General features: G+C 64.1%; 19 protein-coding genes. 10 read left to right on the forward strand and 9 right to left on the reverse strand.

What is annotated here, in order from left to right; translation table 11 throughout:
* Positions 1-133 precede the first annotated feature (133 nt).
* Positions 134-2,332: a sensor domain-containing protein gene (locus AC3D24_RS19740; protein ID WP_489032751.1), complete on the forward strand. Its 2,199-nt coding sequence runs from the start codon at positions 134-136 to the stop codon at positions 2,330-2,332.
* A gap of 1,509 nt (positions 2,333-3,841) precedes the next feature.
* On the opposite strand, the gene AC3D24_RS19745 is transcribed toward AC3D24_RS19740, so the two are convergent.
* Positions 3,842-4,852: an NAD(P)H-dependent flavin oxidoreductase gene (locus AC3D24_RS19745; protein ID WP_093400167.1), complete on the reverse strand. Its 1,011-nt coding sequence runs from the start codon at positions 4,850-4,852 to the stop codon at positions 3,842-3,844.
* A 225-nt stretch (positions 4,853-5,077) separates the two neighbouring features.
* On the opposite strand from AC3D24_RS19745, the gene AC3D24_RS19750 reads away from it, so the two are divergent.
* From AC3D24_RS19750 to AC3D24_RS19770, 5 genes are all read left to right on the forward strand, one after another.
* Entirely contained in the window at positions 5,078-5,650 is a 573-nt protein-coding gene (locus tag AC3D24_RS19750) for an RNA polymerase sigma factor (RefSeq protein ID WP_093400168.1), read from the forward strand.
* The gene (locus AC3D24_RS19755) at positions 5,608-6,546 is read left to right on the forward strand and encodes a FecR family protein (protein ID WP_489032752.1); all 939 of its coding nucleotides are present in this window, start codon (positions 5,608-5,610) and stop codon (positions 6,544-6,546) included. The genes AC3D24_RS19750 and AC3D24_RS19755 overlap by 43 nt, the downstream gene beginning before the upstream one ends.
* Before the next feature lie 79 nt (positions 6,547-6,625).
* Complete coding sequence (locus tag AC3D24_RS19760; RefSeq protein WP_489032754.1) at positions 6,626-9,148, forward strand: TonB-dependent receptor; 2,523 nt, start codon at positions 6,626-6,628, stop codon at positions 9,146-9,148.
* 52 nt (positions 9,149-9,200) lie between these two features.
* Positions 9,201-10,127 (forward strand): metallophosphoesterase family protein, encoded by a 927-nt coding sequence (locus tag AC3D24_RS19765; RefSeq protein ID WP_489032755.1) that lies wholly within the window; start codon positions 9,201-9,203, stop codon positions 10,125-10,127.
* Between the two features lie 329 nt (positions 10,128-10,456).
* Positions 10,457-11,191 carry a hypothetical protein gene (locus tag AC3D24_RS19770; RefSeq protein ID WP_489032757.1) on the forward strand — a complete coding sequence of 245 codons (735 nt, stop codon included), beginning with the start codon at positions 10,457-10,459 and terminating at the stop codon, positions 11,189-11,191.
* Here the strand turns inward: AC3D24_RS19770 and AC3D24_RS19775 are convergent.
* From AC3D24_RS19775 to AC3D24_RS19785, 3 genes are all read right to left on the reverse strand, one after another.
* On the reverse strand, positions 11,179-12,066 hold the full coding sequence (locus AC3D24_RS19775; protein ID WP_489032759.1) for an amidohydrolase family protein: 888 nt from the start codon (positions 12,064-12,066) through the stop codon (positions 11,179-11,181). The two genes, AC3D24_RS19770 and AC3D24_RS19775, sit on opposite strands and share 13 nt — an antisense overlap.
* Positions 12,066-13,088: an amidohydrolase family protein gene (locus AC3D24_RS19780; protein WP_489032761.1), complete on the reverse strand. Its 1,023-nt coding sequence runs from the start codon at positions 13,086-13,088 to the stop codon at positions 12,066-12,068. The genes AC3D24_RS19775 and AC3D24_RS19780 overlap by 1 nt, the downstream gene beginning before the upstream one ends.
* Positions 13,089-13,168: 80 nt before the next feature.
* Positions 13,169-14,419, reverse strand: coding sequence for a LysR substrate-binding domain-containing protein (locus AC3D24_RS19785; RefSeq protein ID WP_489032763.1), 1,251 nt, complete (start codon positions 14,417-14,419; stop codon positions 13,169-13,171).
* 104 nt (positions 14,420-14,523) lie between these two features.
* Between AC3D24_RS19785 and AC3D24_RS19790 the strand changes: the two genes are divergently transcribed.
* The 4 genes from AC3D24_RS19790 to AC3D24_RS19805 all read left to right on the forward strand — a co-directional run bounded on the left by AC3D24_RS19790 (position 14,524) and on the right by AC3D24_RS19805 (position 19,174).
* Positions 14,524-15,195: a 4-carboxy-4-hydroxy-2-oxoadipate aldolase/oxaloacetate decarboxylase gene (locus AC3D24_RS19790; RefSeq protein ID WP_093400175.1), complete on the forward strand. Its 672-nt coding sequence runs from the start codon at positions 14,524-14,526 to the stop codon at positions 15,193-15,195.
* Positions 15,188-16,252 carry a 4-oxalomesaconate tautomerase gene (locus AC3D24_RS19795; protein ID WP_489032765.1) on the forward strand — a complete coding sequence of 355 codons (1,065 nt, stop codon included), beginning with the start codon at positions 15,188-15,190 and terminating at the stop codon, positions 16,250-16,252. The genes AC3D24_RS19790 and AC3D24_RS19795 overlap by 8 nt, the downstream gene beginning before the upstream one ends.
* A 32-nt stretch (positions 16,253-16,284) precedes the next feature.
* On the forward strand, positions 16,285-17,601 hold the full coding sequence (gene dctA, locus AC3D24_RS19800; RefSeq protein ID WP_489032767.1) for a C4-dicarboxylate transporter DctA: 1,317 nt from the start codon (positions 16,285-16,287) through the stop codon (positions 17,599-17,601).
* Positions 17,602-17,698: 97 nt separating this feature from the next.
* Positions 17,699-19,174 (forward strand): carbohydrate porin, encoded by a 1,476-nt coding sequence (locus AC3D24_RS19805; RefSeq protein WP_093400178.1) that lies wholly within the window; start codon positions 17,699-17,701, stop codon positions 19,172-19,174.
* A 174-nt stretch (positions 19,175-19,348) separates the two neighbouring features.
* Here AC3D24_RS19805 and AC3D24_RS19810 read toward each other — a convergent pair whose 3' ends face one another.
* From AC3D24_RS19810 to AC3D24_RS19830, 5 genes are all read right to left on the reverse strand, one after another.
* Positions 19,349-21,493, reverse strand: coding sequence for a peptidase domain-containing ABC transporter (locus AC3D24_RS19810; protein ID WP_489032769.1), 2,145 nt, complete (start codon positions 21,491-21,493; stop codon positions 19,349-19,351).
* Positions 21,454-22,626, reverse strand: a complete 1,173-nt coding sequence (locus AC3D24_RS19815) for a beta-barrel domain-containing protein (RefSeq protein ID WP_254784525.1) — start codon at positions 22,624-22,626, stop codon at positions 21,454-21,456. Before AC3D24_RS19815 ends, AC3D24_RS19810 begins: the two co-directional genes overlap by 40 nt.
* Positions 22,627-22,818: 192 nt before the next feature.
* A complete protein-coding gene (locus AC3D24_RS19820; RefSeq protein WP_093400179.1) occupies positions 22,819-23,010 on the reverse strand; it encodes a hypothetical protein in 192 nt (63 codons plus the stop codon).
* 215 nt (positions 23,011-23,225) lie between these two features.
* Complete coding sequence (locus AC3D24_RS19825; protein WP_093400180.1) at positions 23,226-23,471, reverse strand: hypothetical protein; 246 nt, start codon at positions 23,469-23,471, stop codon at positions 23,226-23,228.
* Positions 23,472-23,987: 516 nt separating this feature from the next.
* A complete protein-coding gene (locus AC3D24_RS19830; RefSeq protein ID WP_093400181.1) occupies positions 23,988-24,533 on the reverse strand; it encodes a TetR/AcrR family transcriptional regulator in 546 nt (181 codons plus the stop codon).
* Between the last annotated feature and the right edge of the window lie 4 nt (positions 24,534-24,537).

Here is a 24,537-nt window from a genome sequence, read left to right on the forward strand (position 1 = left end):
TTGAGTGCTCGCGCCAAAAGCCCAGATTAGGCAAGCGTCAGACCCCGATCTGGTTTGGTTACGTTTCGTTAGCCGTCGTCGTCGATCACCGTTGCAACGCTGAAAGCGCGCGGTTTTTTCGAGAGGCGGTAATTTGGATCGGCTGGGGTATCACGGCTTCACGGCCGCAGAATACGACAACGGCTCGCACGATGTTTCCTCGCGGGAACTGCCGGCCGAGATCGCCGCCAGTACAGCTGGCATGGACGCTGCGAGCGCGGCTGCGGAGGCGCAGGGCGACGACGAAGAGGATGCGCGGTACGCCGTCGATCTCAGCCCGCAAATAAACTGGACCGCCGCACCGGACGGCAAGATCGAACGCGTAAGCCCGCGCTGGGCCGAGATCACCGGTACGGAACCGGCGGCTGCACTCGGCGACCAGTGGCTCAAGACGCTTCACCCGGACGATGTCGCGAACACCGCGTCGGCCTGGAAGGCATCGCTCGAGACGCAGGCACCGATCGATGTCGAATATCGGTTGGCGACACAGGCTGCCGGATACCGCTGGGTGCGTGCACGTGCCGCGGCGCGGCTCGATGCATCGGGACGCGTGGTGCGCTGGTACGGAACACTCGAGGATGTCCACGACCGCAAGCTTGCCGAACAAGCGCTGCGGGAGAGCGAGGAGCGCTTCCGACTGGCGGCACAGGCGGCGGGTATCGGCATCTGGGATTACAACGCGGTCGACGATCGCCGCGAATGGTCCGACGAGTTCAAGGCGATGCTCGGGCTCCCGCTGGATACGCTATCCTCGGTCGATACCGCGCTGGCCCGGGTTGTGATCGAGGATCAGCCCAAGCTGCTCGCGCTAATCGACGCAGTTGCGGATGGCAACACCGGACATCGGTTCGAGACGATGGTGCGGATCCGTCGCGCCGATACCGGTGAAGAGCGGTGGATGAAGACGGGCGGATGGCGCATCGAGCCGCCCTCCGGTCGACTGGACCGGGTCCTCGTGACGATCCGCGATGTAACTGAAGAGCGGACCGTCGAGGCGCGTATCCGCTGGGCGGCGGATCATGACGCGATGACCCGTTTGCCCAACCGTGTCGCCTTCGGAGATCGCCTGGAGCGCGCGATCGCTGCGGCCAAGCGGGATCACACGACGGTCGCACTCGTCCTGTTCGACGTCGATCATCTGAAGGAAACCAATGACGGGATCGGTCACGATGCCGGCGATCTGCTTTTGCGGACGCTGGCCAGCCGACTCCAGCAGGTCTTCGGCCCGCAGTGTACGGTGGGCAGGCTGGGTGGCGACGAGTTCGCCGCGATCCTGGACCTCGCGGACGAGGAGGCATTGGTCATCCAGCTGCAGGTCGCGCTGGATGCGCTGCGCGAACCTTTTACGTATGAAGGACGCATCGTCGACTGCCAGGCGACGGCGGGGGCCTCGTTATTCCCCCAGCATGGTGCCGACGCCGCCGAAATGCTGAAAGCGGCCGACATCGCGTTATATGCGGCCAAGGCCCGTAACCGCGGCGGCTTGCTGACGTATCGACCGGACATGCGCGCGGACCTGCAGCGTCGGTCGTCGATGATCAGCGTCGCGCGCGATGCTGCCCGTGACGATCGTATCATGCCCTATTATCAGCCCAAGGTCGTGTTGGGCAGCAACCGCATCTGCGGCTTCGAAGCGCTGCTGCGCTGGCATCACCCGACGCTGGGTGTGCAAGCGCCGGCCACGATCGCGGCCGCGTTCGAAGACCTCGATCTGGCACTGGGAATCAGCGAGCGGATGCTGGCCCGCATCGTTGGCGACATGCGCCGCTGGCTCGACGAGGGCGTCGAGTTCGGACGTATCGCCGTGAACCTGTCGCCTGCTGAATTCCGCCACGAATCCCTCGTCTCCCGTGTCCTCGAACGGTTGCATCGTGCCGGCATCGCGACGTCGCGAATCGAACTGGAGGTGACCGAGACGGTATTCCTCGGTCGTGGCGCGGATTCGGTTGCGGAGGCGCTGAACGCCTTCAGCCGCGAAGGCGTGACGATCGCGCTCGACGACTTCGGAACGGGATATGCCTCGCTCACGCACCTCAAGGCGTTCCCGGTCGACGTCATCAAGATCGATCGGAGCTTCGTGAGCAGTCTGGATAGCGATCCCGACGACGCCGCAATCATCGATGCGGTCGTCGGACTCGGTCACCGATTGGGTATGGAAGTCGTTGCGGAAGGCGTCGAAACGGCGGTGCAGGCGCAGTATCTGCTCGATCGCGGATGCGACTATGGCCAAGGATATCTGTTCGGCAAGGCGCTGCCGTCCGATGGCGTACGGCATTTACTGCGGCACCAATGATCCGCAGAGCACCACCAAAACGGCGTTCGCTCGCCTAGTTTTGATCAAGTCCCGCAGCACGCCGCCTTCGTGGTTTCGGGGATCGACGCGTGCGGATTTGCCCGGCGCCGTCCGAGACTGCGGGGCCGCACGGCAACGCCAATCGTGAGATGCATGCGCCTCGCGCGGCTTCGACAGCCTGACAGGAGGCGCGGTGGTGTGAGCCCGCGCGATCGGGTGGCGATCGACGACCGCTACGTCGGGGGGTGGCCGGCCACCGACATGCCATCTTCAGACGGCAAAAAAATGGCCGGAGCAAACCGGCCGAAGTTCTTAGGAGAGGATGCCTGAAAGGCGCCCTCCTGCTAGCCGAGCGGCGGTGGTAGCGCAAACATAGAATAGGGGGATGGGTGTTGCGTTTTTTGCAACGCGGTCATTCACGGCGTCATGCCGAGCGGGTTTGTTGTCCATCGCCACAGGCGGACTTACCGGATCTGCGAAGACCCGTGCGCCAACCGGTCATTGCATGGGAAATTGGCCTCGTTCTTGTGGCCGGTCGGGCCCTCGCATTCGCCCTGGCCGACGCCGCCCCAACCGATACCGTCCAGCCAAGCCACAAGGGAGCAAGATCATCGACCTGCGTCTCGCTCGTCACCTAAAAGAACGGTCCGGAGTACGTCGCGCCGTTGGTCAGTTGGGCGGTCATCGTTCCATCCCGCGGCGCCTCAGCCTTCCAGTCGAAGACCGCCGATTCTCCGGGAACGCTCGAATCGCGTGTGCTGGATCCCACGGTCGAACACCCAACAAGGAGTTCGCGCCCGATCACGCTGCCGTCTTCTGGTCGGCGGACTTGGCAACCTTATGCGCTCGGCTGACATGCGGCCTAGCTGATCGTTGCAGGCATTCGTCGACCACGGTCTTCGAACAGAGCGGATACGCGGGTGGAACCATAGTGCCGCCGGTTGGCCGTGTCGACACAAGACCGGCGGCGGCAATGAAGCCTGTCGGTGAGTGGCGCGCAAAATGGCTGGCATTCGAGCGTTCACCCGGGGGCGGACGCGATTTCGACGCCACAGAATTGCTGACCTGCAACAATGGCAAGGTATCGGCGCCAGCGGCATGGCCGGGCAAAGCCATCGCCGATGGATCGATACCGCGTGGAAGAGATGTCCGAATTGCTGGTTCGGTGCGACAGACCGAAATGGTGACCCCTACGAGAGGGGTCTATGAGTAGTAAAATCGGCGGAAAACCGTCGTTTTTGTACCCATGCCGGATGGTCTCTGTACCCATCTTTTGTACCCACCGGGGGGAAATTCCGCCGATGTTCGCGACCTCCCTTGAGGACAGATCCTCATCTGCGTCAACCGACTTCGACGTGCGAACACCACGGAGCGACTTCCAAGTCTGCTCCTGGCGAAACCGGGCGTTATTGTGAGGACGGCGGTGCGGAACGGAGTCGAAACGCAAGATGGACCGCCCTCAGCGCAGAGCCCACACGCGGTAACAGCCGCGCTAGTAGATCGACACTGTTACCGATCACCTTGACCAAGTGGTTCACCGGAAGGGAGCGAGCCGAAACTTGCAAGCCGGTCTCGGATCAAGGCTTCGGCTTCGAGCATTATGCGGTCGATCAGCCGCTTTACGCTTGGAATGTCGTCGATCAGGCCAGCAACCATCCCGCAGCTCCAGGCTCCCGCTGATAAATCTCCGTCGACCATCACGCGGGGGTAGACGCCCATGACCTCGTCCCGGATGTCGTCGATGGTGAGTGCGACACCCTTGGTACGCTCGATTTCGACGATGCGGTCCACGCCCGCGTTCGCCAATACCCGTTCGGTGTTGCGCAGCGAACGCATGATCAGGCGAGTGTCGAGTTCTGTGGCGTCGAGAAGCGCCTGTTTCACGTTTTGGTGAACAGGGGCATCTTGCGTCGCGATGAATCGGGTGCCCATATTGATGCCGTCGGCGCCGAGCGCCAGTGCTGCAACGAGGCTCCGAGCGTCCGCCATTCCCCCTGACGCAAGGAAGGGAATAGAAAGCTGGTTGGCCGCAAGCGGCAACAGGATGAAATTTGGAACATCGTCCTCGCCGGGGTGTCCGCCGCATTCGAATCCATCGATACTCACCGCATCGCATCCGATATTTTGCGCCTTGAGCGCATGGCGGATCGACGTGCATTTGTGCACGACCTTGATTCCTGCCGCTTTCAAGGCCTGCATATGCTCGGCCGGATTGCGACCTGCGGTCTCGACGACCCGCACGCCGCCTTCGGCAATCGCAGCGATATACTCGGCATAGGGGGGATCCGAGAATGTCGGAAGAAAGGTGAGGTTCACGGCGAACGGCTGGTCGGTCAACGTCTTGCATCGCGCGATCTCGGACGCCAGGCGCTCCGGAGTTTTTTGCGTCAATCCCGTGATCGTCCCAAGTCCGCCTGCGTTCGAGACTGCAGCGGCGAGTTCCGCCAGTCCGACGAAGTGCATCCCGCCCTGCATGATGGGGGTCTTGATCCCGAGCAGTTCCGTGATTCTGGTCCGCATCGTGTTCGTTCCTCGAGGGTGATGCCTTTGGTCAGGCTCCACGCATGCTCCAATCTCTAGTGCCCGACTCCGCGAAGTTCGACGCTGGCGAGAGCGTAGTCGGGAAAGATCGCGGCTACGATCGGGTGGAAGGCGCTGAATGGTGCATCCACCATCGTAATGGCACTGTCCCCGTCGTGTAAGAATACCGGTCTAGGCGGTCCAACATAGCTTCTGGAGCATGTGTTGAGCTGGCTGCGTGACATCGATCGCTGGTTTATCGCTGAGGTGCTGCCGCACGCGGCAGCCTATCGGGCAAAGGCGGCGTATCTGTGCGGTCGCGACAATGCCGAGGATCTGGTTCAGGACGCCTATGCGCGCGTCCTGAAGGCGCCGGATCATCGTGCTATCGTGACGCCGCGGGGCTTCGTCATGACGATCGTGCATAATCTTGCGCTCGAGCGGCTGCGCCGGGCGAACGTCGTGCGGATCGATCTGCTGGCGTCGCTGGATATGCTGGAGGTCGCAGACCCGGCGCCGGATGCGTTTGCAATCGCCTCCGGTCGATCCGAGCTGCAAAGCCTGCTCGATCTGATCGACGCGCTGCCGCCGCAATGCTCGCGCGTCCTCCACATGCGCAAGGTCCAGGGCATTCCGCCGGCGCAGATTGCCGAAACGCTTTCCCTATCGGTCTCGACCGTGGAAAAGCATATCGCTAAGGGGCTGGCGCTCATCACGAAAGCCAGGCGCGAGAGCGAGGCCCAGGTGGAGGAAGCGTGTCCGGCCCTGTCGATATCCCGCAACGTCATGTCGACCTGACCGAGCAGGCTGCCGGATGGCTGGCCGCGCTCGACGCGGGATCGGCGGATGTCGCGGCCTTCGAGGCTTGGCGCAACGCCAACATCCGCCATGCGGTGGCGTTTGCCGAGGTGGCCGGTACGTGGCGCGATCTCGACGGCGTGCGAGGCGCGCGCGGCGAGATGCAGCCTGCGCACGCCTGGCCGGATACCGTCGAGCAGCCGAACCGGCGCCGGGTCCTCCGCGCCGCCGGCTCGGTCTTCGCCGTCGCGGTGGTCGGCGGCAGTGTCGCCTACCGTGCCGCGGCGCGCGACACGGCGGAGACGCGGGTCGGCCAGCGGATGGCGGTCGCGGTGACGCCCGGCATCACGCTCGACCTCAATACCGACAGTCGCGTCCATTGGCGCGAAGGCACCCCCGCGCGGCTCTGGCTCGATCGCGGGGAGATCGCGGTTCGGCTGGCGGCGGACAATCGCCTGCACTTGCTGACGCCGGGGGGGCAGTTCCGGCTCGATCCGGGGGCGTACAACGTCCGGCTGCGCGGCGCGGGATGTGAACTGGCGGTGCTAGCGGGCGGGGTTTCGGATGGCTCGGCCAAGCGCATCGGCGTGGGCGACGTCGCGCTGATCACCGCGGGACAGGTTAGTATCCAGGCGCGCGACGATCTCGCCACCGTCACCGCATGGCGGCGCGACACGCTGGTGCTCGAGGGCGAGAGTCTCGACTATGCGGTGGCCGAGATGAACCGGTATCTGCCGGACAAGATCGTCATCGGCGACCCTGCGCTGTCGCGCCTCCGCCTGGGCGGGAGCTTCGCGACCACCAGGCCCGTAGAATTCCTGCGCGCGCTGCACAGTTCGTTCGGCATCCGCGCGACCGCCGGCCCGTCCGGGGGGATCGTCCTGACCCGCGCGTAGATTTTATTTTCGGGCGCGATGGCGGTTTGTCCGCGCTCATCAATCCCTGCTTCGACACACGGTTCGATGCGGGGATTACATGTTCAAGTTTCTGACGACGACGGCCATCGTTGCGGTGGGGGTGGCGGCGATACCCGTTGCCGCCATCGCACAGGCGCAGGCACCACGCGTCGCGTTCGACATCAAGGCATCCGACACCGCTGCCGCGCTCAACCATTTCGCGCGTCAGGCCGGCCGGCATGTCAGCTTTCCGTACGACGCCGTCGCCCATCGCCGGGCAGCCGGGCTGCGCGGTCGGTTCACGCGCGGCGAGGCGCTGCGCCGTCTGATCGCCGGACAGGGGCTGACGATCGCCGAGGAAACCGCCTCGCTGATTGCGCTGAAGGCTACCCCTGTCGAACCGCCCCAGACCGCGATCGAAACCGCCGCGACCGAAACCGCTGCCACCGAAGCCGCCGCAGGGCAGGATATCGTCGTGCTCGGCCAGGGTCAGTCCCGCCAGGTCCAGACGGTGTCCGCCAAGGCGATGGCGAAACTGACCGGCGGCTCGTCGCCGCTGCGCTCACTCGGCCGGTTGCCCGGCGTGAATTTCGATTCCTCCGACGCGCACGGGACGTATGAGGCCGCGACGCAGCTCTCGATCCGCGGCTTCCTCACCGACCAGATGGGCTTCACGCTCGACGGCGTGCCGCTCGGCAACATGCAGTACCGCAACAACAACGGCCTTTCGATCAACCGGGCGCTGCTCAGCGAGAACAACGGCGCCGCGACGCTGTCGCAGGGCAGCGGCGCGCTCGGCACCGCATCGACCAGCAACATCGGCGGCACCGTAGATTTCACCTCGATCGACCCCACCGACAAACTCGGCATCGATGTCGAGCAGAGCTATGGCAGCGCCAATTCGTGGCGCTCCTTTGCTCGCGTGAACAGCGGCGACCTGCCGTGGGGCGGACGGCTGGCGGTGTCCTATGCGCATGACCGGCAGGGCAAGTGGCGCGGCTGGGGCAAGCAGGTGCAGGATCAGGTCAATGCGAAATATGTCCAGCCCCTGGGCGATGCGGTCAAGTCGACGACGTTCCTGAACCTGATCGATCGGCGCGAAGACGATTACGGCGACGTCTCGCTCGCGCGCCTCAAGGCTTATGGCTACAAGTTCGACAATATCCGCGATTTCGCGGTGGCCGAGCAACTCGCCACGATCGTCCAGAATGGCGGCACGCCACCGGCGCCGTTCGTGTCGGCGGACGACGCGATCTATCAGGGCGGCGGCGTACGGCGCGATCTGCTGGCATACGAGAAGCTGGACTATGCGATCGGCCCGCGGCTGTCGGGTTTCACCACCGGCTACATCCATCTCGACAAGGGCATCGGCACGTATGCGAGCCCGTACAGCGCGACGCCCGCGGCGTTTGGCGGCTCGCCCGTGTCGGTGTCGGCGCTGCGCTACGCCATCAACCGCAAGGGCGTGATCTCGCGCCTGAAGTTCGACACCGGCGATCACAAGATCGAAGGGGGTATCTGGTACGAGCGCAATGCCTTCGATCAGGGTTCGTATCTCTACGGCCTGCAGAAGGGCGTCGCGCCGAGCGAATTCCAGAAATTCTACACCAACCCGTTCAAGACCAATTTCTACAACGAGTACGTGACGAACACCGTCCAGCTCGACATCAGCGACACGTGGCAGGCGACCAGCGCACTGCGGTTGAACGCGGGCGTCAAGGGCGTGGTCTCGACCAACCGCGCGCACAGCGTCGTCAGCACCAAGCCGATTGACGGTTCGATCCAGGCGAAGAACTGGTTCCTGCCCACCGTCGGGGCGCTTTATACGCTGGACGAAAACAACGAGGTGTTCGCCGATTACACGCGCAACATGGCGGCGTTCGTCGCGTCGACCTCGAGCGGCCCGTTCTCGAGCAGCTCGCAGGCAGGGTTCGATTTCATCCGCAGCGGCCTGAAGCCCGAGATGACCAACACGTTCGAGGCCGGCTACCGCTTCCACGATCGCGATCTGCAGATGTCGTTGACCGGCTATTACGTGAAGTTCTCCAACCGTCTGCTCGCCTCGTCGATCAGCGCGACGCTCGTCGGCAACCAGAACGTGTTGCAGAACGTCGGCAGCGTCTCGTCGCGCGGCGTCGAGGCGGCGGCCAACTGGAAGTTCGCGCCCGGCTGGTCGCTCTACGGCAGCTATGCCTATAACGACGCGACCTATGACGACGATGTCCAGCCGCTCGGCGGCGCGGTCGTCGCCACCAAGGGCAAGCAGGTCGTCGCGTCGCCCAGGAACGTCGGCAGTGCGGAACTCAATTACGACGACGGCACGGTGTGGGGCGGGGTCAATGCACATTACCGCAGCGCACGCTATTACAGCTATCTCAACGATGCGAAGCTGCCCGGCGCGGTCAACGTCAACCTGTCGGCAGGCTATCGGTTCAGCCGTATGTTCGATGTCCAGTTCAACCTGGTGAACGTGTTCGACAAGAAATACATCGCCTCGACCGGCACCGCCGGGTTCGTCACCTCCGATCCGAACGGCACCTATACGACGCTGCAAACCGCCGCGCCGCGCCAGGTATTCGGCACCGTTCGGGTCCACTTCTGATCTTCGCCGCGCATCGCGAACGCCCCCTCTGCCTCCTGTCGACAGGTGCCTCATGGAACGCCGCAATATCCTGAAGCTCGCGCTCGGCGCGCCGCTTGTCCCGTTGGCAGCGCGCGCCGGGGGACTCAAGCCCGCCCGCGACAGCTTCAGCTTCGCGTTCGTGGGCGATTGCCACATCCGGCCGGAACTGGGCGCGGATCGTGCCTGCGCGCAGTGCTTCGAACAGATCTCCGCATCGCCGGTCGATTTCGTGATCCAGGGCGGCGATCATGTCGAGGATGCGCTCGAAACGGGGCGGGCGCGCGCGACGCTGCTGATGGATCTCTATCAGCGCACCGAACGCGCACATCTGCGCAAACCGATCCATCACGTCATCGGCAATCACGACTGTCTCGGCGTGTTCCCCAAGAGCGGCATCGATCCATCCGCCCCCGATTACGGCAAGCAATTCTACATCGATCGTTTCGGACCGCGCTATTACGCCTTCGATCACAAGGGCGTACATTTCGTCGTGCTGGATTCGATCGGCATGACCGCGGACCGGAATTACGAAGGCCGCGTCGACGCTGACCAACTGGGATGGCTGCGCGCCGATCTCGCTGCCCAGCCCAAGGGTATGCGGATCGTCGTGGTGACACACATCCCGCTCGTCACCGCGATGCGGTGTTACGAGCCCGAATCCTGGCTCGATACCCCCCACAACTGGACCTTCGTCGTCAACGGTCGGGAGGTGCTGCGCATCCTGCGCGACTATGATGTGCTGGCGGTGCTTCAGGCGCACAGCCACGTCTACGAGCGGATCGAGCTCAATGGGATATCGTTCATCACGACCGGCGCCGTCGCCGGTGCCGACTGGCACGGATCGTTCCTCGGCACGCCCGAGGGCTACACCGACATTACGATTTCAGGACGCACGGTGGAGAGCCGGTACAGGACCTATGGCTTTACCAGCGTCGATCAGCGGAACGTGCCAATCTGAGCACACCGCGTGAAGGGCTGTATGGGCTGTCCAAACCGTACCTCTCCGCCCGTGCACCGGCCCGAAATCTTCGAGCCGCGTGACCGCGACGATACGCAGAGGTTTTCACAACTGCCTGAGGGTGCGACCGAGCCTGTGGGAAATGCACAGTGATTTTGCGCTGTCGTTTACCATCGTATGTCCTCCGTCTACGAGCAGCGGCTGCCGGCTGTCCGTTTCGGGTCACGGTGAGACGGTCTGACGATATGTGGTATCGGGACCCAAGAGCTTGAGCACTCGAGAGTTTATACATTGCCCGGTCGCCATGGGCGTGGAGAAGGATCCAATTTTTGCGCAACCTGGACTTCACCTCCTGGCAGAGCCTTCTGGCGACGCTGTTTGGCCTTGCCTTGGTCACGCTGCTCGGTGTCGGTATTCGCCTGCTGACGCAAATGACGTTCCAGCAGCGCCGCGAGCGAATGAATCGGCAGATCAACGAGCGTCTGCGCACCTTGATCGCGGCCTACAAGGTCTTGGGTGGATCGTTCACAGGCGACCTCACCGTCGATCCGGCCCACAAACGGGACCTCAGAAGCTCCGAACTCCACGCACCTGCCGAGCCGATGGCCCAACTCGACCTCAGCGCCGAGACCGCTTCGAAGTCCGACCGGACGCGAAGGATCCGGGACGCCGTGGAAGCCGCGCTTTCCGACATCATTCTTCTTGGTACGGAAGAGCATGTCAGGCTCGCCGACAAGGCAGTTCGGGAACTGGTCGCCGGGCATCCGGTGCACACGCATGATCTCGTGGTGTCGCTCCGCAATTTCGTTCGCGAGGCCCTCGACCTCGATCCCATACCCGAAGACCTCAGGATACCGATGCAGGGCCCGACACGGCCAGTGTCATCGGGAGGAGGGGCTAAAAACGCTGGCGGAAGAAACGAAGGCGCGAAAACTGGTGGTGGTGGTGGCGGCGGGATGGGCGCGGGAGGATCGGGTGATGCGCATATTGGAGGTCTGGAAACGTCCCATGCGGACCTGCATCATCAGGCTGACCCAATCCTACCATCAGGCTATGCCCAGTAGAGTCGCATCGGATTGTCGATCAACAGCTTGTGTTGGAGCGCGGGGGTCGTCGCGATGCGCGGTATGACGTCCACCAGTGCACCATCGTCAGGGGCGTGCGTGGTCATGTTGGGGTGCGGCCAGTCGGTGCCCCACAGGACGCGATCGGGGAAGCGCTCGACCAGCGTCCGCGCGAAGGGCACGACGTCGTCATAGCCAGGCGGACCCACCATCGACAGGCGTTCGGGGCAACTCACCTTGGTCCAGACATTCTCATGCTCTTCCATCAGGCGGATAAATCGCCCGAACTCGGGGCCATCGACGGGTTGCGTCACGTCCGGGCGCCCCATGTGATCGACGACGACGATCGTCGGCAACGACGTGAAGAAGTCCCAGCGCTCGGCGAGATCCGCGGCCTCGAAATAGATCACGACGTGCCAGCCGAGCGAAGCGATCCGGTCGATGATCGCGCGGTAATACGCGTCGGGCTTCGGATCGACGAGACGACGGACGAAGTTGAAACGCACTCCGCGCACGCCGGCCGCGTGAAGGTTGGACAGTTCCGCATCGCTCACCGTATCGCGTACGGTCGCGACGCCGCGAGCGCGGTCGCCGGCGGTCCGCAGCGCATCGACCAGCGCGCGGTTGTCCGCCCCGTGACAGGTCGCTTGGACGATGACGTTGCGGGCGAAGCCGAGATGGTCTCGTAGCGCAAACAGCTCGTCCTTGCCGGCATCGCACGGCGTGTATTTCCGTTCCGGCGCGTAGGGGAACACATCGCCCGGCCCGAACACGTGGCAATGCGCATCAACCGCGCCCGCGGGTACGGTAAAGGCGGGCTTGCTCGGGGCGGGGTGATAGCAGATCCAGGCAGGATCCATCGTGAACTCGGACATTACAGCCCCCGTGCGGCGAGCTGCGCGTCGAGGCGTGGGTAGACACGGCGGGCGTTGCCCTCGAATACCTTGCGCTTGTCGGCGTCGGAGATGTCCAGCGCGTCGACATAACGCTTGGTATCGTCGAAATACTGGCCGGTCTCGGGATCGATACCGCGCACCGCGCCGACCATCTCGGACCCGAACAGGATGTTGTCGACGTCGATCACCTTGAACAGGAGGTCGATGCCCGGTTGATGATAGACGCAGGTATCGAAGAACACGTTCTTCATGACGTGCTCGGCAAGGGGCGGGCGCTTCAGCATGTCGGCAAGCCCGCGATAGCGTCCCCAATGATAGGGCACCGCGCCGCCGCCATGGGGAATGATGAAGCGCAGGTCCGGGAAATCCCGGAAGAGGTCGCCTTCGAGGAATTGCATGAACGCGATCGTATCGGCCGCGATGTAATACGCGCCGGTCGCGTGCATCGCCGGGTTGCAGCTGCCCGAGACGTGGATCATCGCAGGAACGTCGAGCTCGACCATCTTCTCGAAGAACGGATACCATGCGCGATCGGTCAGCGGCGGGGAATCGAACTTGCCGCCCGACGGGTCGGGGTTGAGGTTGCAACCGATGAACCCGAGGTCCGTTACGCACCGCTCGAGCTCGTCGATCGAATGCGCGATCGAGATGCCGGGGGATTGCGGCAACTGGCATACGCCGGCGAAGGTTTCGGGGTACAGGTCGATGACCCGCTTGATCAGGTCGTTCGAGCGCCGGGCCCAGATGTGCGCGACCGCCTCGCTCCCGACATGCGGCGCCATCGCCGAGGCGCGCGGTGAGAAGATCGTCATGTCCGCCCCGCGCTCGCGCAGCAGGCGCAGCTGGTTCGCCTCGATCGTCTCGCGGATCTCGTCGTCGGATATGGCGGGGTAGGTCGGGTCTATGTCGCCGCCCGTACCGATCGCCGCGACCTGCGCGTCGCGCCACGCATTGTGGCGGGCGGGAGCGGTTGTGTAGTGGCCGTGGCAGTCGATGATCATGGCTGCGTTCCCAGGATGGCGAGGGTTGCCGTCCGCCTTGTCGGCGACGTGATGCGGGGTATCTAAGCGCGCCAAGCCTGTCAGGCGTATCGAAACGGCTGTCCGTCCATTGCTTTTCCTGAAGTCCACTCGGCGCAGGTGGATCGGAAGATGCTCAGGAACTCATGCTGAAGTTGGGTCGGTCGCCAATCCTGGCGGGTCGTCATCCCGATCTGCCGGCGCAACGACGAGCCGGCTCCGGCGATCTCGCTTAGCAGTCCGGCGCGGTCCTCGAGCAGGAACTGATCGCGTGACATGAGCGTCAGCCAGTCGTCCTCAAGCATTAGCCCGCGCACCACCATCACCGACCCGCACTCGATCCGCGGCCGTGGCGGTTCGAGCCCCTGTTCCTTGAACATCTGTTCCCACCGGCGCCGTACGGGAGCCCCCGGCGCGGCGATAACCCACGGAAAATCCAATAGTCGTTGGAAGACGAAGCCCGGTTCGTCCAGCAGGGGGTGGCCCTTGCGTCCCACGATGACGGGGTCGTCGTCGAACAGGGGTTCCTGCACGACGTCAGCCACTGGCAGGGGGTCGCGCATCGCCCCGACGACCACGTCGATGGCGCCTTCGCGCAGCGCCGAGAGCACTTCGATATAGGGCCCTTCGACGACATCGACAGAGGCCACCGGGTAGAGGCGAGCAAAGCGTGCGAGCGCCTGCGGGAGCAGGATTGCGCGCGCCAGAGGCATGACGCCGACCGTTATCCGCCCTGCGCCTTCCGAATGCAGTGCCGCGAGTTCATCGAAGCCCGACTCCAGTTCTGCGCGAGCCAGTCGGGCAAATCTCAGCAACCGTATCGCCGCCGCGGTTGGCTGTACGGTTCGTCCCTGCCGGGCCAGCAGAGCCACTTCGAGCAACTGTTCGAGATCGCGCGCCGCGCGGTGAACGGCGGGCTCCGATAATCCGGTATGCCTGGCGGCCAGCGCGAAGCTGCCTGCGTGGTCGACCGCCATCAGCGCGAGCAATTGGCCCAGCGTGATCCGCCTTTCGACGTTGGGCAAGGGCGGCAGGCGCGCCCCGCGCCGCACGCTCCGCCCGCCTTGCGCGACATACGCCAGCGCATGCTCAATCCGGCCGGTCATCAGGCGTCCGGCCTCGGTCACGACCACGCCTCCGGGTTGCCGGTCCAGCAGCCTGTGCCCAAGCACCGTCTCGACCTTGGCAACGGCCTGGGTGAGCGCAGGCTGCGACAGGTTCATCGCTTGCGAGGCCGCGCTGATGCTTCCCAGGCGTGCCGCGGTGGCGACCGCATCGAGATGGCGCAGGTTGAGGTCGCGAAGACTTGGCATGCTCAGACCTCAGCACAGCTTATGCCTTGTGCGCAAATCCGTTTTGCGTTTGGACCGTCGTCGGTTCCTAGGGAGGGTAACGAAAAAAGGATCGAGGATCAGAGATGCCCAGCGTCGTCACTCATATCGAACGTGCTGAACCGTCGGTCATCGACGGCCTCGCCAAGGTCGGCGTCGCCACGGTGCACGAGGCACAGGGCCGGATCGGCCTGCTCGGCAGCCGCCTTCGTCCGATCTATGCAGGCGCGCGGATCGCCGGGTCTGCGGTCACCGTCTCGGTTCCGCCAGGCGACAACTGGATGATGCACGTCGCCATTGAACAAGTGAAGGATGGCGACATCCTCGTGGTCGCGCCGACATCGCCCTGTGACGACGGTTATTTCGGCGACCTGCTCGCCACGTCGGCGATATCGCGGGGCTGCCGCGGGCTCATCATCGACGCCGGCGTTCGCGACGTCCGCGATCTCACCGAAATGCGTTTTCCGGTCTGGTCGAAGGCGATCTTCGCGCAGGGCACCGTCAAGGAGACGCTGGGTTCGGTCAATGTGACCTTGGTGTGTGCGGGCGAACGGATCGAGCCGGGCGACGTGATCGTGGCCGACGACGACGGCGTCTGCGTCGTGCGCCGCAAAGATGCGGCAGCGGTGCTTGCGGAGGCGCAGGCACGCGAGGCGCGCGAGACGGAAAAGCGCGATCGGATGGCCAGCGGCGAACTCGGGCTCGACATCTATGCGATGCGCGAGCGGCTTGCCGCCAAGGGGCTGAAATATGTCTGAGCACCCGAACGCCATCCGCGCGATGTGGATGCGTGGCGGCACATCAAAGGGCGGGTTCTTCCTCGCCGCCGACCTCCCCGCCGATCCGGCTGCGCGCGACGCGTTCCTGCTGCGCGCGTTCGGTTCGCCCGATCCGCGCCAGATCGACGGGATGGGCGGCGCCGATCCGCTGACGTCGAAGGTCGCGATCGTGTCGCGCTCGACCGAAGTCGGCGCCGATGTCGACTATCTGTTCCTCCAGGTGTTCGTCGACCAGGCGATCGTCAGCGACGCGCAGAATTGCGGGAACATGCTGGCCGGGGTCGGGCCGTTCGCGATCGAACGCGGTCTGGTCGAGGCAGGGGACGCAAAGACGAAGGTTTCGATCTTCATGGTCAACACCGGCAACCTCGCAACTGCGACGGTGCAGACCCCAGGCGGCGGCGTCACCTACGACGGCGATGCGCGGATCGACGGGGTTCCCGGCACGGCCGCACCTGTCCCGCTCGCCTTCGCCGATATCGCCGGCTCGAGCTGCGGGGCGTTGCTGCCGACGGGCAACGCAGCCGATGTCGTCGATGGCGTCAACGTGACGCTGATCGACAATGGCATGCCCTGCGTCGTGCTGCGCGCGGCCGATGTCGGCATCACCGGCTGCGAGGACCGTGCAACGCTCGATGCTGACGAGACGTTGAAGGCCAGGATCGAGGCGATCCGGCTCAAGGCCGGTCCGTTGATGAACCTGGGCGACGTAACTGATCAATCGGTGCCCAAACTGATGCTGGTCGCCGCGCCCCGTAATGGCGGCGCGATCAGCGTGCGTTCGTTCATTCCGCATCGCTGCCACGCCTCGATCGGCGTGCTGGGCGCGGTCAGCGTCGCTACCGCCTGTCTGATCGACGGATCGCCTGCGCATGGCCTCGCGGTCGTGCCGGACGGGCAATCGAAATCGCTCGACGTCGAGCATCCCAGCGGTGCGACCGGCTGCGTGATCGATCTGGACGAGAACGGCAACGTCGTCGGTGCGGCCATGCTTCGGACCGCGCGAAAGCTGTTCGACGGAAATCTATTCGGCTGAGAACGCCGGCACGTCACAACGAAAGAAAAACGATGACGGACCTAGGAGAGACTACCAGGAAAGCAGGCCGCTTCGGCTTGGTCGGCCAGCTCTGGTTCCAGGTGCTGGCGGGAACGGTGCTCGGCATCCTGCTCGGCCATTTCGCGCCTGCGACCGGCGTGGCGATGAAGCCGTTCGGTGACGCCTTCATCAAGCTCATCCGAATGATGATCGGACCGGTGATCTTCGTCACCGTCGTCCACGGCATCGCCGGCATGAACGACATGAAAAGCGTCGGGCGCGTCGCACTGAAATCGATCCTGTATTTCGAGGCGGTGACGATCCTGGCGCTGATCTTCGGCTTGGTGATGGTCGATCTGTGGCAACCGGGCGCGGGTATGAACATCGACGTCGCGGCGATCGATACCGCCTCGATCAAGACCTATGTCGCGACCGCGCACGACCAGACGATCACCGGCTATTTCATGGGCATCATCCCCGACACCTTCGCCAGCGCGCTGACCGAAGGCCATGTCCTGCAGGTGCTGTTCGTTTCCGTGCTGTTCGGCATCGCGATCGCGGCGATCGGCGAGCGCGGCAAGCCGGTCTACACGCTGATCGACAGCGCCTCGCAAGGGTTCTTCCGGATCATCGGCTACATCATGTATTTCGCGCCGCTCGGGGCCTTTGGTGCGATAGCCTTCACGGTCGGCCAGTTCGGCACGGCATCGCTCTGGTCGCTCGGTGAACTGATCATCGAGTTCTTCGTCGTCTGCGGGCTGTTTACCGCGATCGTGCTGGGCGGGATCGCGCATTGGTGCGGGGTCAGCCTGTGGCGCCTGCTCGGCTATCTGTGGGACGAGATCGTCATCGTCGCCGCCACCACCTCGACCGAAACCGTGCTGCCGCGTCTCATCCAGAAGATGCGCAAGGTCGGTTGCGAGGAGAGCGTCGTCGGCTTCGTCATCCCGGCGGGCTATTCGTTCAACCTCGACGGCACCTGCCTGTACCTGACGACCGTCGCAGTGTTCCTGGCGCAGGCGACGAACACGCACCTCACACTTTGGCACGAACTCTGGTTGATCGCTGTTCTGTTGCTGACGTCCAAGGGTGCGGCGGGTGTTGCCGGCGCGGCGTTCGTGGTGCTCGCGGCGACGCTCAACACGACGGGCACGATCCCGGTCGCCAGCATCGCGCTGATCCTTGGCATCCACCGCATCCTCGCCGAGGGGCTGACGTTCGTGAACCTTGTCGGCAATGCACTCGCCACCATCGTGATCGCGAAGTGGGAGGGCAAGCTCGACGAACGCACGCTCGCAGCGATGATCGGAAATGCGCGGCTACGCGCGAAGTACCCGGTGGCCGCCTGAAGGCCACGCGGCGATCACCGACGAGTGATCGCCGCCACAATCACCGCCCTACGATAACAGCCGGCCGCGTTCGCATGCGGCTCGGCAGGAGACCGTCATGTCCATCGCTATCGCCATCGCGCTGACCGCCGCGGCTCAATCCGAGCCGTCCCAGTCTCAACCGTCTCGGGCGGTCACTGCGCCCACCGATGCGGCCGTACCGACGGCGGACACGAACGACAGCGTAGCGCGAAGCATTCCCGACAGGCGACATCCCCCAATCTTCTACCCCAATACTAGGCAGGGCCCCGCCGACCAGGCTGTGTCCTCCGGTATCGCGCGTTTCCAACGCGACAATCCGATCGGCAAGGAACTGCGTGCGCTGAGGGCCGCAGGGGTCGACCTGGTGTTCGATTTCGTCGGTAACGTCGCCGCCAACCCGGTTGGCGGTGTTCGTCAGGGCAATGCGGAATCGCATTGGGTCTCGACCGCGGCGGACATCGATCTCGAAAAGCTGATCGGGCTGTCCGATACCAAAATCCATATTCAGGGCGCCTGGTTCAGCGGCGACAGCCTCGGTCGCGATTCGATCGGCAACTCGATCAGCTTCCAGCAGACCTGGCGGCCGGTAGCTGGCCCGCGGCTGACCCAGTTCAACATCGAGCATGATTTCGGCAAGCTCAACATCCTCGTCGGGCGCGGGGCGGTGAACAGCTACTTCAACAATTCGCCGTTCAATTGCGTTTTCATGAGCAATACAAGCTGCCTGACGGCGTATGGCGGGATCAGCGACATCGGCATCACCGCGTTTCCCAACTCGTCGTGGACCGCCAAGGTGCGGTACGCGATCGCCAAGCGGTGGTATGTCCAGACCGGCGTGTTCGAATACGACAACGACCTCAACCTGAAGGGCAAGGGCGGCCTCGACTTTTCGCTGGGCAAGGGCACGGGCGTGCTTATCGCCAACGAAGTGGGCTATCAGACGACGTTCGCAGACGAACGGCTGCCGCGCCGTTACAAGGCCGGCGTCTATATCAACACCGACGGCGGCCAGAGCCCGTATTACGACCGCAACGGCGTTTCGTCCGTGGTGTCAGGACTTCCCCGAGTTGCACAAGGTGGCGACCGCGTCGGTCTGTATGCGATGGCGGACCAGACGATACAGCGCGCCGCCGGCAAGAGCACGCGCAACCTCGCGCTGTTCGGGCGGATCTTCTACAATGTTGGCAACGCCGCCCAGCTCGACTGGTTCGCCTCCGCCGGTTTCGTCAAGACCGGCACGCTCAAACACCGTGACGCCGACACGATAGGCTTCCTAGTCAGCAACACGCATTTCAGCAATCAGCAGATCGATTATCTCCGCGATCTACGTACGAAGGCCGGCGGGACCGGTTCGCCGAAGTCGAACGAGATCATCGGCGAGATCAATTATGGATTTGCGGCCATGCCTGGCGTCAGGATATTGCCCAATATTCAATATGTCATCAATCCCGATCCTATTTACGCACCAACCCGTAAAACCGACATTCCGTCAGCGATCGTTCTGGGGTTGCGCTTGGATGTACGCCTTGCGCAGGTTTTCGGCGGTTTGTGACAATCGCCAGATGCGAGAACAAGATCGTACTTTTCTGATCCACGCGTGCACATTGGACGGCGGCGTTTTCTTCGCGCGGCCGTCAGACACCATCGCCTTTCGTTTCGGTCGACCCTTCATGCTGCCAACGTCGATGGCGATCTCAGCCAATTGCGTTGATTTGCCAGCTTATCGTCAGTCACATGCGCTCAGTCGACCGCTCGTCAGCGTCAACACCCGGTCGGCCGCGGCGATCGTCTCCTGGCGGTGGGCGATGATGATGCGCGTGATACCCATCGCGCCGATCGCGGCGTTCACCGCGCGTTCGTGCGCGATGTCGAGATGCGCGGTACCCTCGTCCATCACCAGTATCCGGGGTTGGCGGTATAGCGCACGAGCGAGTAGCACGCGCTGCTTCTGGCCGCCTGACAGGGCCTGACCCATGTCGCCGACCAGCGTCTCGTATCCCATCGGCATGCGCAGGATGTCGTTATGGATCGATGCCGCGGTCGCCGCTGCGAACACGCGCTCCAAGTCGACTGGCGCATCGAACAGCGCGATGTTGTCGGCGAGGCTGCCGCCCAGCAGGACGTCGTCCTGCAACACCGCCGCGATCTGCGACTGATAGCTTCGGCACCCGAACCGCGCGAGCGGCAGGCCATCGACCAGCATCTCGCCGTGATCGGCATCGATCAGACCCAGCAGCAGCTTCACCAACGTCGACTTGCCGCCACCAGACGGGCCGGTGATCGCGACATGCTCGCCGCACGCGATGCTGAGATCGAGACCGTCGAGCACCGGCGGTTCGCTCGGTGCGTAGCGATAGCTGATGTTACGCAGGTCGATCGTGCCCTTCAGCGGCGTCGCGATGTCGGCGTTGGCGCCAAAGCTGCGATCCTCCGGCGACAGCGCGATGTCCGACAGGCGCTCGAGATGCAGGTTGAGCATCCGCAGCGAGATCGCCTGGTCAACCAGCGAGATCGCCTTCTGCAGGAACTGCGTCTTGTACGCGAGATAGGCGAAGACCATGCCGATGCTGAACCCGTCGCCGTTCATCACCATGCCAACCGCGATCCAGAGGGACACGATCGTTTCCAACCCGAATATCAGGACGTTGGCGGTGTTCTGCCACACCTGGATCCGACCGACCCGGACATCGGCGTTGACCGCGTCTGTCAGCCGGGTCTGCCACAGCGTGTGATGCTGTTGCTCGCGGCCGAACAGTCGCAGCGTCGTCATCGCCCGCAACGCCTCGATCAGCATCGTCTGTTCGCGACCGTGCGCGACGATCGCGGCTTCGCGGCCCGAGCGCTCGAACGAGAACGAGACCAGTCGGACCCCGACATAGAGCATGAATGCAATGACCGCGACGGCCGCCAGCAACGGGCTGTAGAAGAACATCAATGCGAGCGTCAGCAGCGCCATCGTACCATCGACGACACTGGCGATCGCATCCTGCGTCAGCATCGTCTGGATCGGGCCGACCGACTGGAAGCGCGATAGGATGTCGCCGACCTGCCGCCGCTCGAACCAGTCGACCGGCAGGCGGAACAGCCGCCGCGCGAGATTGGACGCGAGTCCGAAGCCGAGCGACGCCCCCGCGGTCAGCAGGACGAACGAGCGCAAAAGGGTCGCGCTCGCATTGATCAGCGTGAACAGACCGAAACCGAGCGCCAGCACCGTCAGCAGGTCATGGTCGAGCCCGGGAACCGCGGTGTCGAGCGCGATCTGCATGTAATAGGGCGAGGCGAGGACGAACGCCTGGAGTAGCAGGCTCAGCACCATGACCTGAGCCAGCGCGCGTTTCAGCCCCGACATCTTCTGCCAGAGCTGGCGGAGGCGCAGACGTTCGCGGTGCTCGCCAGGCGCGAAATAGTCGCTCGGCCGCAACTCCAGCGCGACGCCGGTAAAGTGATCCGAGACTTCGGCTATCGCCATCCAGGTCGAACGGCCATCGGGATCGTGGATCAGCGCACGACCGTGCCGGACGCGCTCCAATACGACGTAATGGTTCATGTTCCAGTGCAGCACCGCAGGCAGCTGGAGATTTCCGAGTTGGTCGAGCGGTAGTGTGACCGGTCGTGCGGTCAGCCCGATCCGGTCGGCGATCACAATCAGCGACCGGAGTGTCGCACCGCGGGTCGACGTGGCGAAACGGCGGCGGATCGATCCGAGATCGATGTCGAGCCCGTGATACCCAGCGATCATCGCGATGCAGGCAAGCCCGCATTCGGCGATTTCAGTCTGCCGCACGAGCGTCACGCGCGAGCGGGTGAGCATGTCGAGATTCATCGTCCCGGTCACCGCTGCCGGACCGCATAGACGGGCGCGAACAGCCATTGCAGCAACGTCTGCCGTTCGATGACGATGCGCGCGGTCAGCGTCATGCCCGATACCAGCGGTGCCTGCCTGCCGAAGGCGGACAGCGCGGTCCGATCGAGCGCAACGGTCACCGGATAGACCGGGACGACCGTGCCGTTCGTGCCGGTGCGGTTGATCGTGCTGCCGGCGACCATGAGGACGCGTCCGCGGACCGTGCCGAACCGCTGATAGGGAAACGCGTCGATCGCCAGATGCACGGCCTGCCCGCGCTGGAGGAAACCGATCGACGACGTCGGCGCGGACAGAATCGCGCGCAAGTCCGCACCGTCGGGGACGATCGTCATCAGCGGTGTCTGCGGTGTCGCCGGCTGGCCGGGGCGAGCGGTCAGCGCGGTGACGCGGCCGGCGATCGGTGCGCGCAATGCATAGGACCGGGCGCCGCTGGTACTGGCGGCTTCCTGCGCGACCTGCGCGCGGGTGGCGGCGAGGTTGGCGTTCTGCGCGCGTGCCTGGGCGCCGACTTGAGCGGCGGTGCGCTGTGCTTCGACCAGCGCCGAGCGTTTCGACGCGGCGGTCTGGACGAGTTGCGACAAGCCCTGTTTGCGCGATACCAGCGCCTCTTCGCGAATTTGTAGATCATGCCCGCTGATGAAGCCGCGGACAGCGATGGCGCGCGCGCGGTCGAGGTCGCGGCGGGCGGAGTCGACCAGATCCTTCTGGAGGTCGATCTGCGATCCGAGCTGCGATACTTCGGCGACGAGCCCGGTGCGCTGCGCCGCGAGCTGTTCGAGCTGGGCCCCGGCGGCGGCTGTGGTTGCGGCGGATTGCGCGGCGAGGCTGCTGTCCTGCTGGCCGATCGCCGCCTCGATCCGGGCCGCGGTGGACCGGCCGCTGACGGCGTCCTCCTCGGCGCGGACGATGGCGAGCGTCGTGCCCGCCGCAACATGCTGGCCATCGGCGACCGCGACGTCGGCGAGCACGCCCGCGCGGGTCGGGACGATCAGCGAGACACCCGAGGCGGGCATGATCTCGCCGCTGACGGTCTCGCTGCGCGAATAGGGCGCAAACGCGAGGAAAACGAGTGCGACGAGCACGCTGGCGGTCATCAGATAGCCGATCCCCTGCCATGCGACGGGGACGAATATCGCCACGGTGCCGTGGAGTCGGTCCGCCCTATGCGGCGACGCTTCTGTCCTGAACACAACTTGCTTTCGGAAGGGATCGGTAAGGGAGTTCGGTCGGGTCGCGGCGTCGGTCGGCACGCAGGCAAAGCCCCGGCAGCCGATTATGGCTGCCGGGGCCCTGGACGATACGACCGGCGCCGGCCGGTCGTATCGCGTGGCTTACTTGCCGAACGTGATCGAACCGGTGCGCTGCACGACTTCGGCAGGAACCTTGAACGAATAGCTGCCCGACTTGCCGCCGAACGAATAGTCGGTCGTCAGCGTGCCGTCGGCCGCCGCGGAGAAGGTGACCGAACCGCCGCCGTTGACGAGATCGAGCATGTCGTTGTTGATTTCGGTGATGTTGGTCATTGTACTGTCCTTTGGTTGGGGGAAATTGGAGAACGTACCCGGGGGAAGGCCGCTCTTCTTGCTTTTGCCAAGGATCCGAAAACCCTAAGATCGTGACGCGGCCGGCGGTTAAAGTCGCCCGATCCTGCGCCTGGCAGGCAGATCGCAGCACCGCGTGGAAATTTGTTGCGCGTTTGGTGGACCATCGATGAAGATCGCCGACGAACCGGTCGCGTTCAGTATGCGCAGTCTTCCGGGAAAGCGCGGCAGTGCCGCTCGGCCATGCGACGATCCTGGGCGCGTTCGTACGCGACGCGGCGCGCATAGTTGCGATCCGCTTCGCTTGAGCTTGTCGTGCTCCAGTCGACGACCTTGCCGGTCGCCTTGAACGGCAGCGCGGCCAGATCGGTCGCGGTCCGGGTGACGCAACCGCCCGCGGCGAGCGGTACGGTCATCGCCAATATCAAATAGAATTTACGCATACGATCTCCTGTGACGCTCGCAAGCTACGGGCCGATCGTCGAGCATTCATGGATGTTCGGTGGGCGAATGCCCGAGGCCAGCGCGCTGCGCGCTAATCAGGCGGGGCGGGGGCGTCTCGACGTAATATCCATCGATGTTCAGTCAAACCTACACGCACCGTGTGCATTCATCCTACGAGGCGAAGGTGCTCTTGTTCCCGCCGCCGCCGCCACGACCAAGTCGATCTACCAAGGGAGATACTCGTGAACGTCAGGCGCCACCCAGTCGCTTCGCTCTACCCTGCGGCTACGGGATCGGAATTATGATGGATGGCTCGACCAGCGTTATGTGGGTCAGATACGGCGCAGGGGTCCTCATTTGCCTCGGCTCCCTCCTCGTAATGCTTCGTGCAGCGGTTTCGATGTGGCGCGAGGCTCGCAAAGAAGCGCAGTGCGACCGGAAACAGCGTTGGCAGAGTGACGAGACGTTACCGCAATGACGGACGATTCGATTCAGCTTTGCGCCACGAACGTTGCTCAGTCGGGGCGCAGGCCGCGCATAATGATGTCCAGCGCGCTCTCGGTCCCGTTGTCGTCGAAGCCGTCCTCTGTGATGTCCTTGTTCGCCGCAGCGGTGACCATGCGCATGACGAGGCGCAGATCTGCCGCATTGAAATCGGAACGCACGAGGCCAAAAGCCCGGGCGTTCGCCGCCACCTGCTCGTAGATGATGGCAGCCTCCATTTTCAACGGCGCCAGCAATTCGAGATCGCCCGTTTCGGCCATCATCTGCACGGCCCCGACCACGCCCTGGCTCGAGGCCGCGTGCTGCGTCAGAAGGTGGTGCAACAGGACCGGCGCGCGGCGATGTTCAGTCACGAACTCGGCGAGACGGTCGAGCTGATGGCGAAAGACGGCCGCGACCAGCGCGCTGCGGTTGGGGAAATGGCGATACAGCGTGCCGCGTCCCAGCCCGGTCTCTTCGAGCACCTGTTCGAGCGGTGCATTATACCCGTGGAGCGTGAAGATACGGGCCGCCGCTCCGATCAGTTCCTCGCGATGTAATCGGGCGTCGGTCCGCATTCAT

It is taken from the genome of Sphingomonas sp. SL1004 (genome assembly GCF_057815015.1).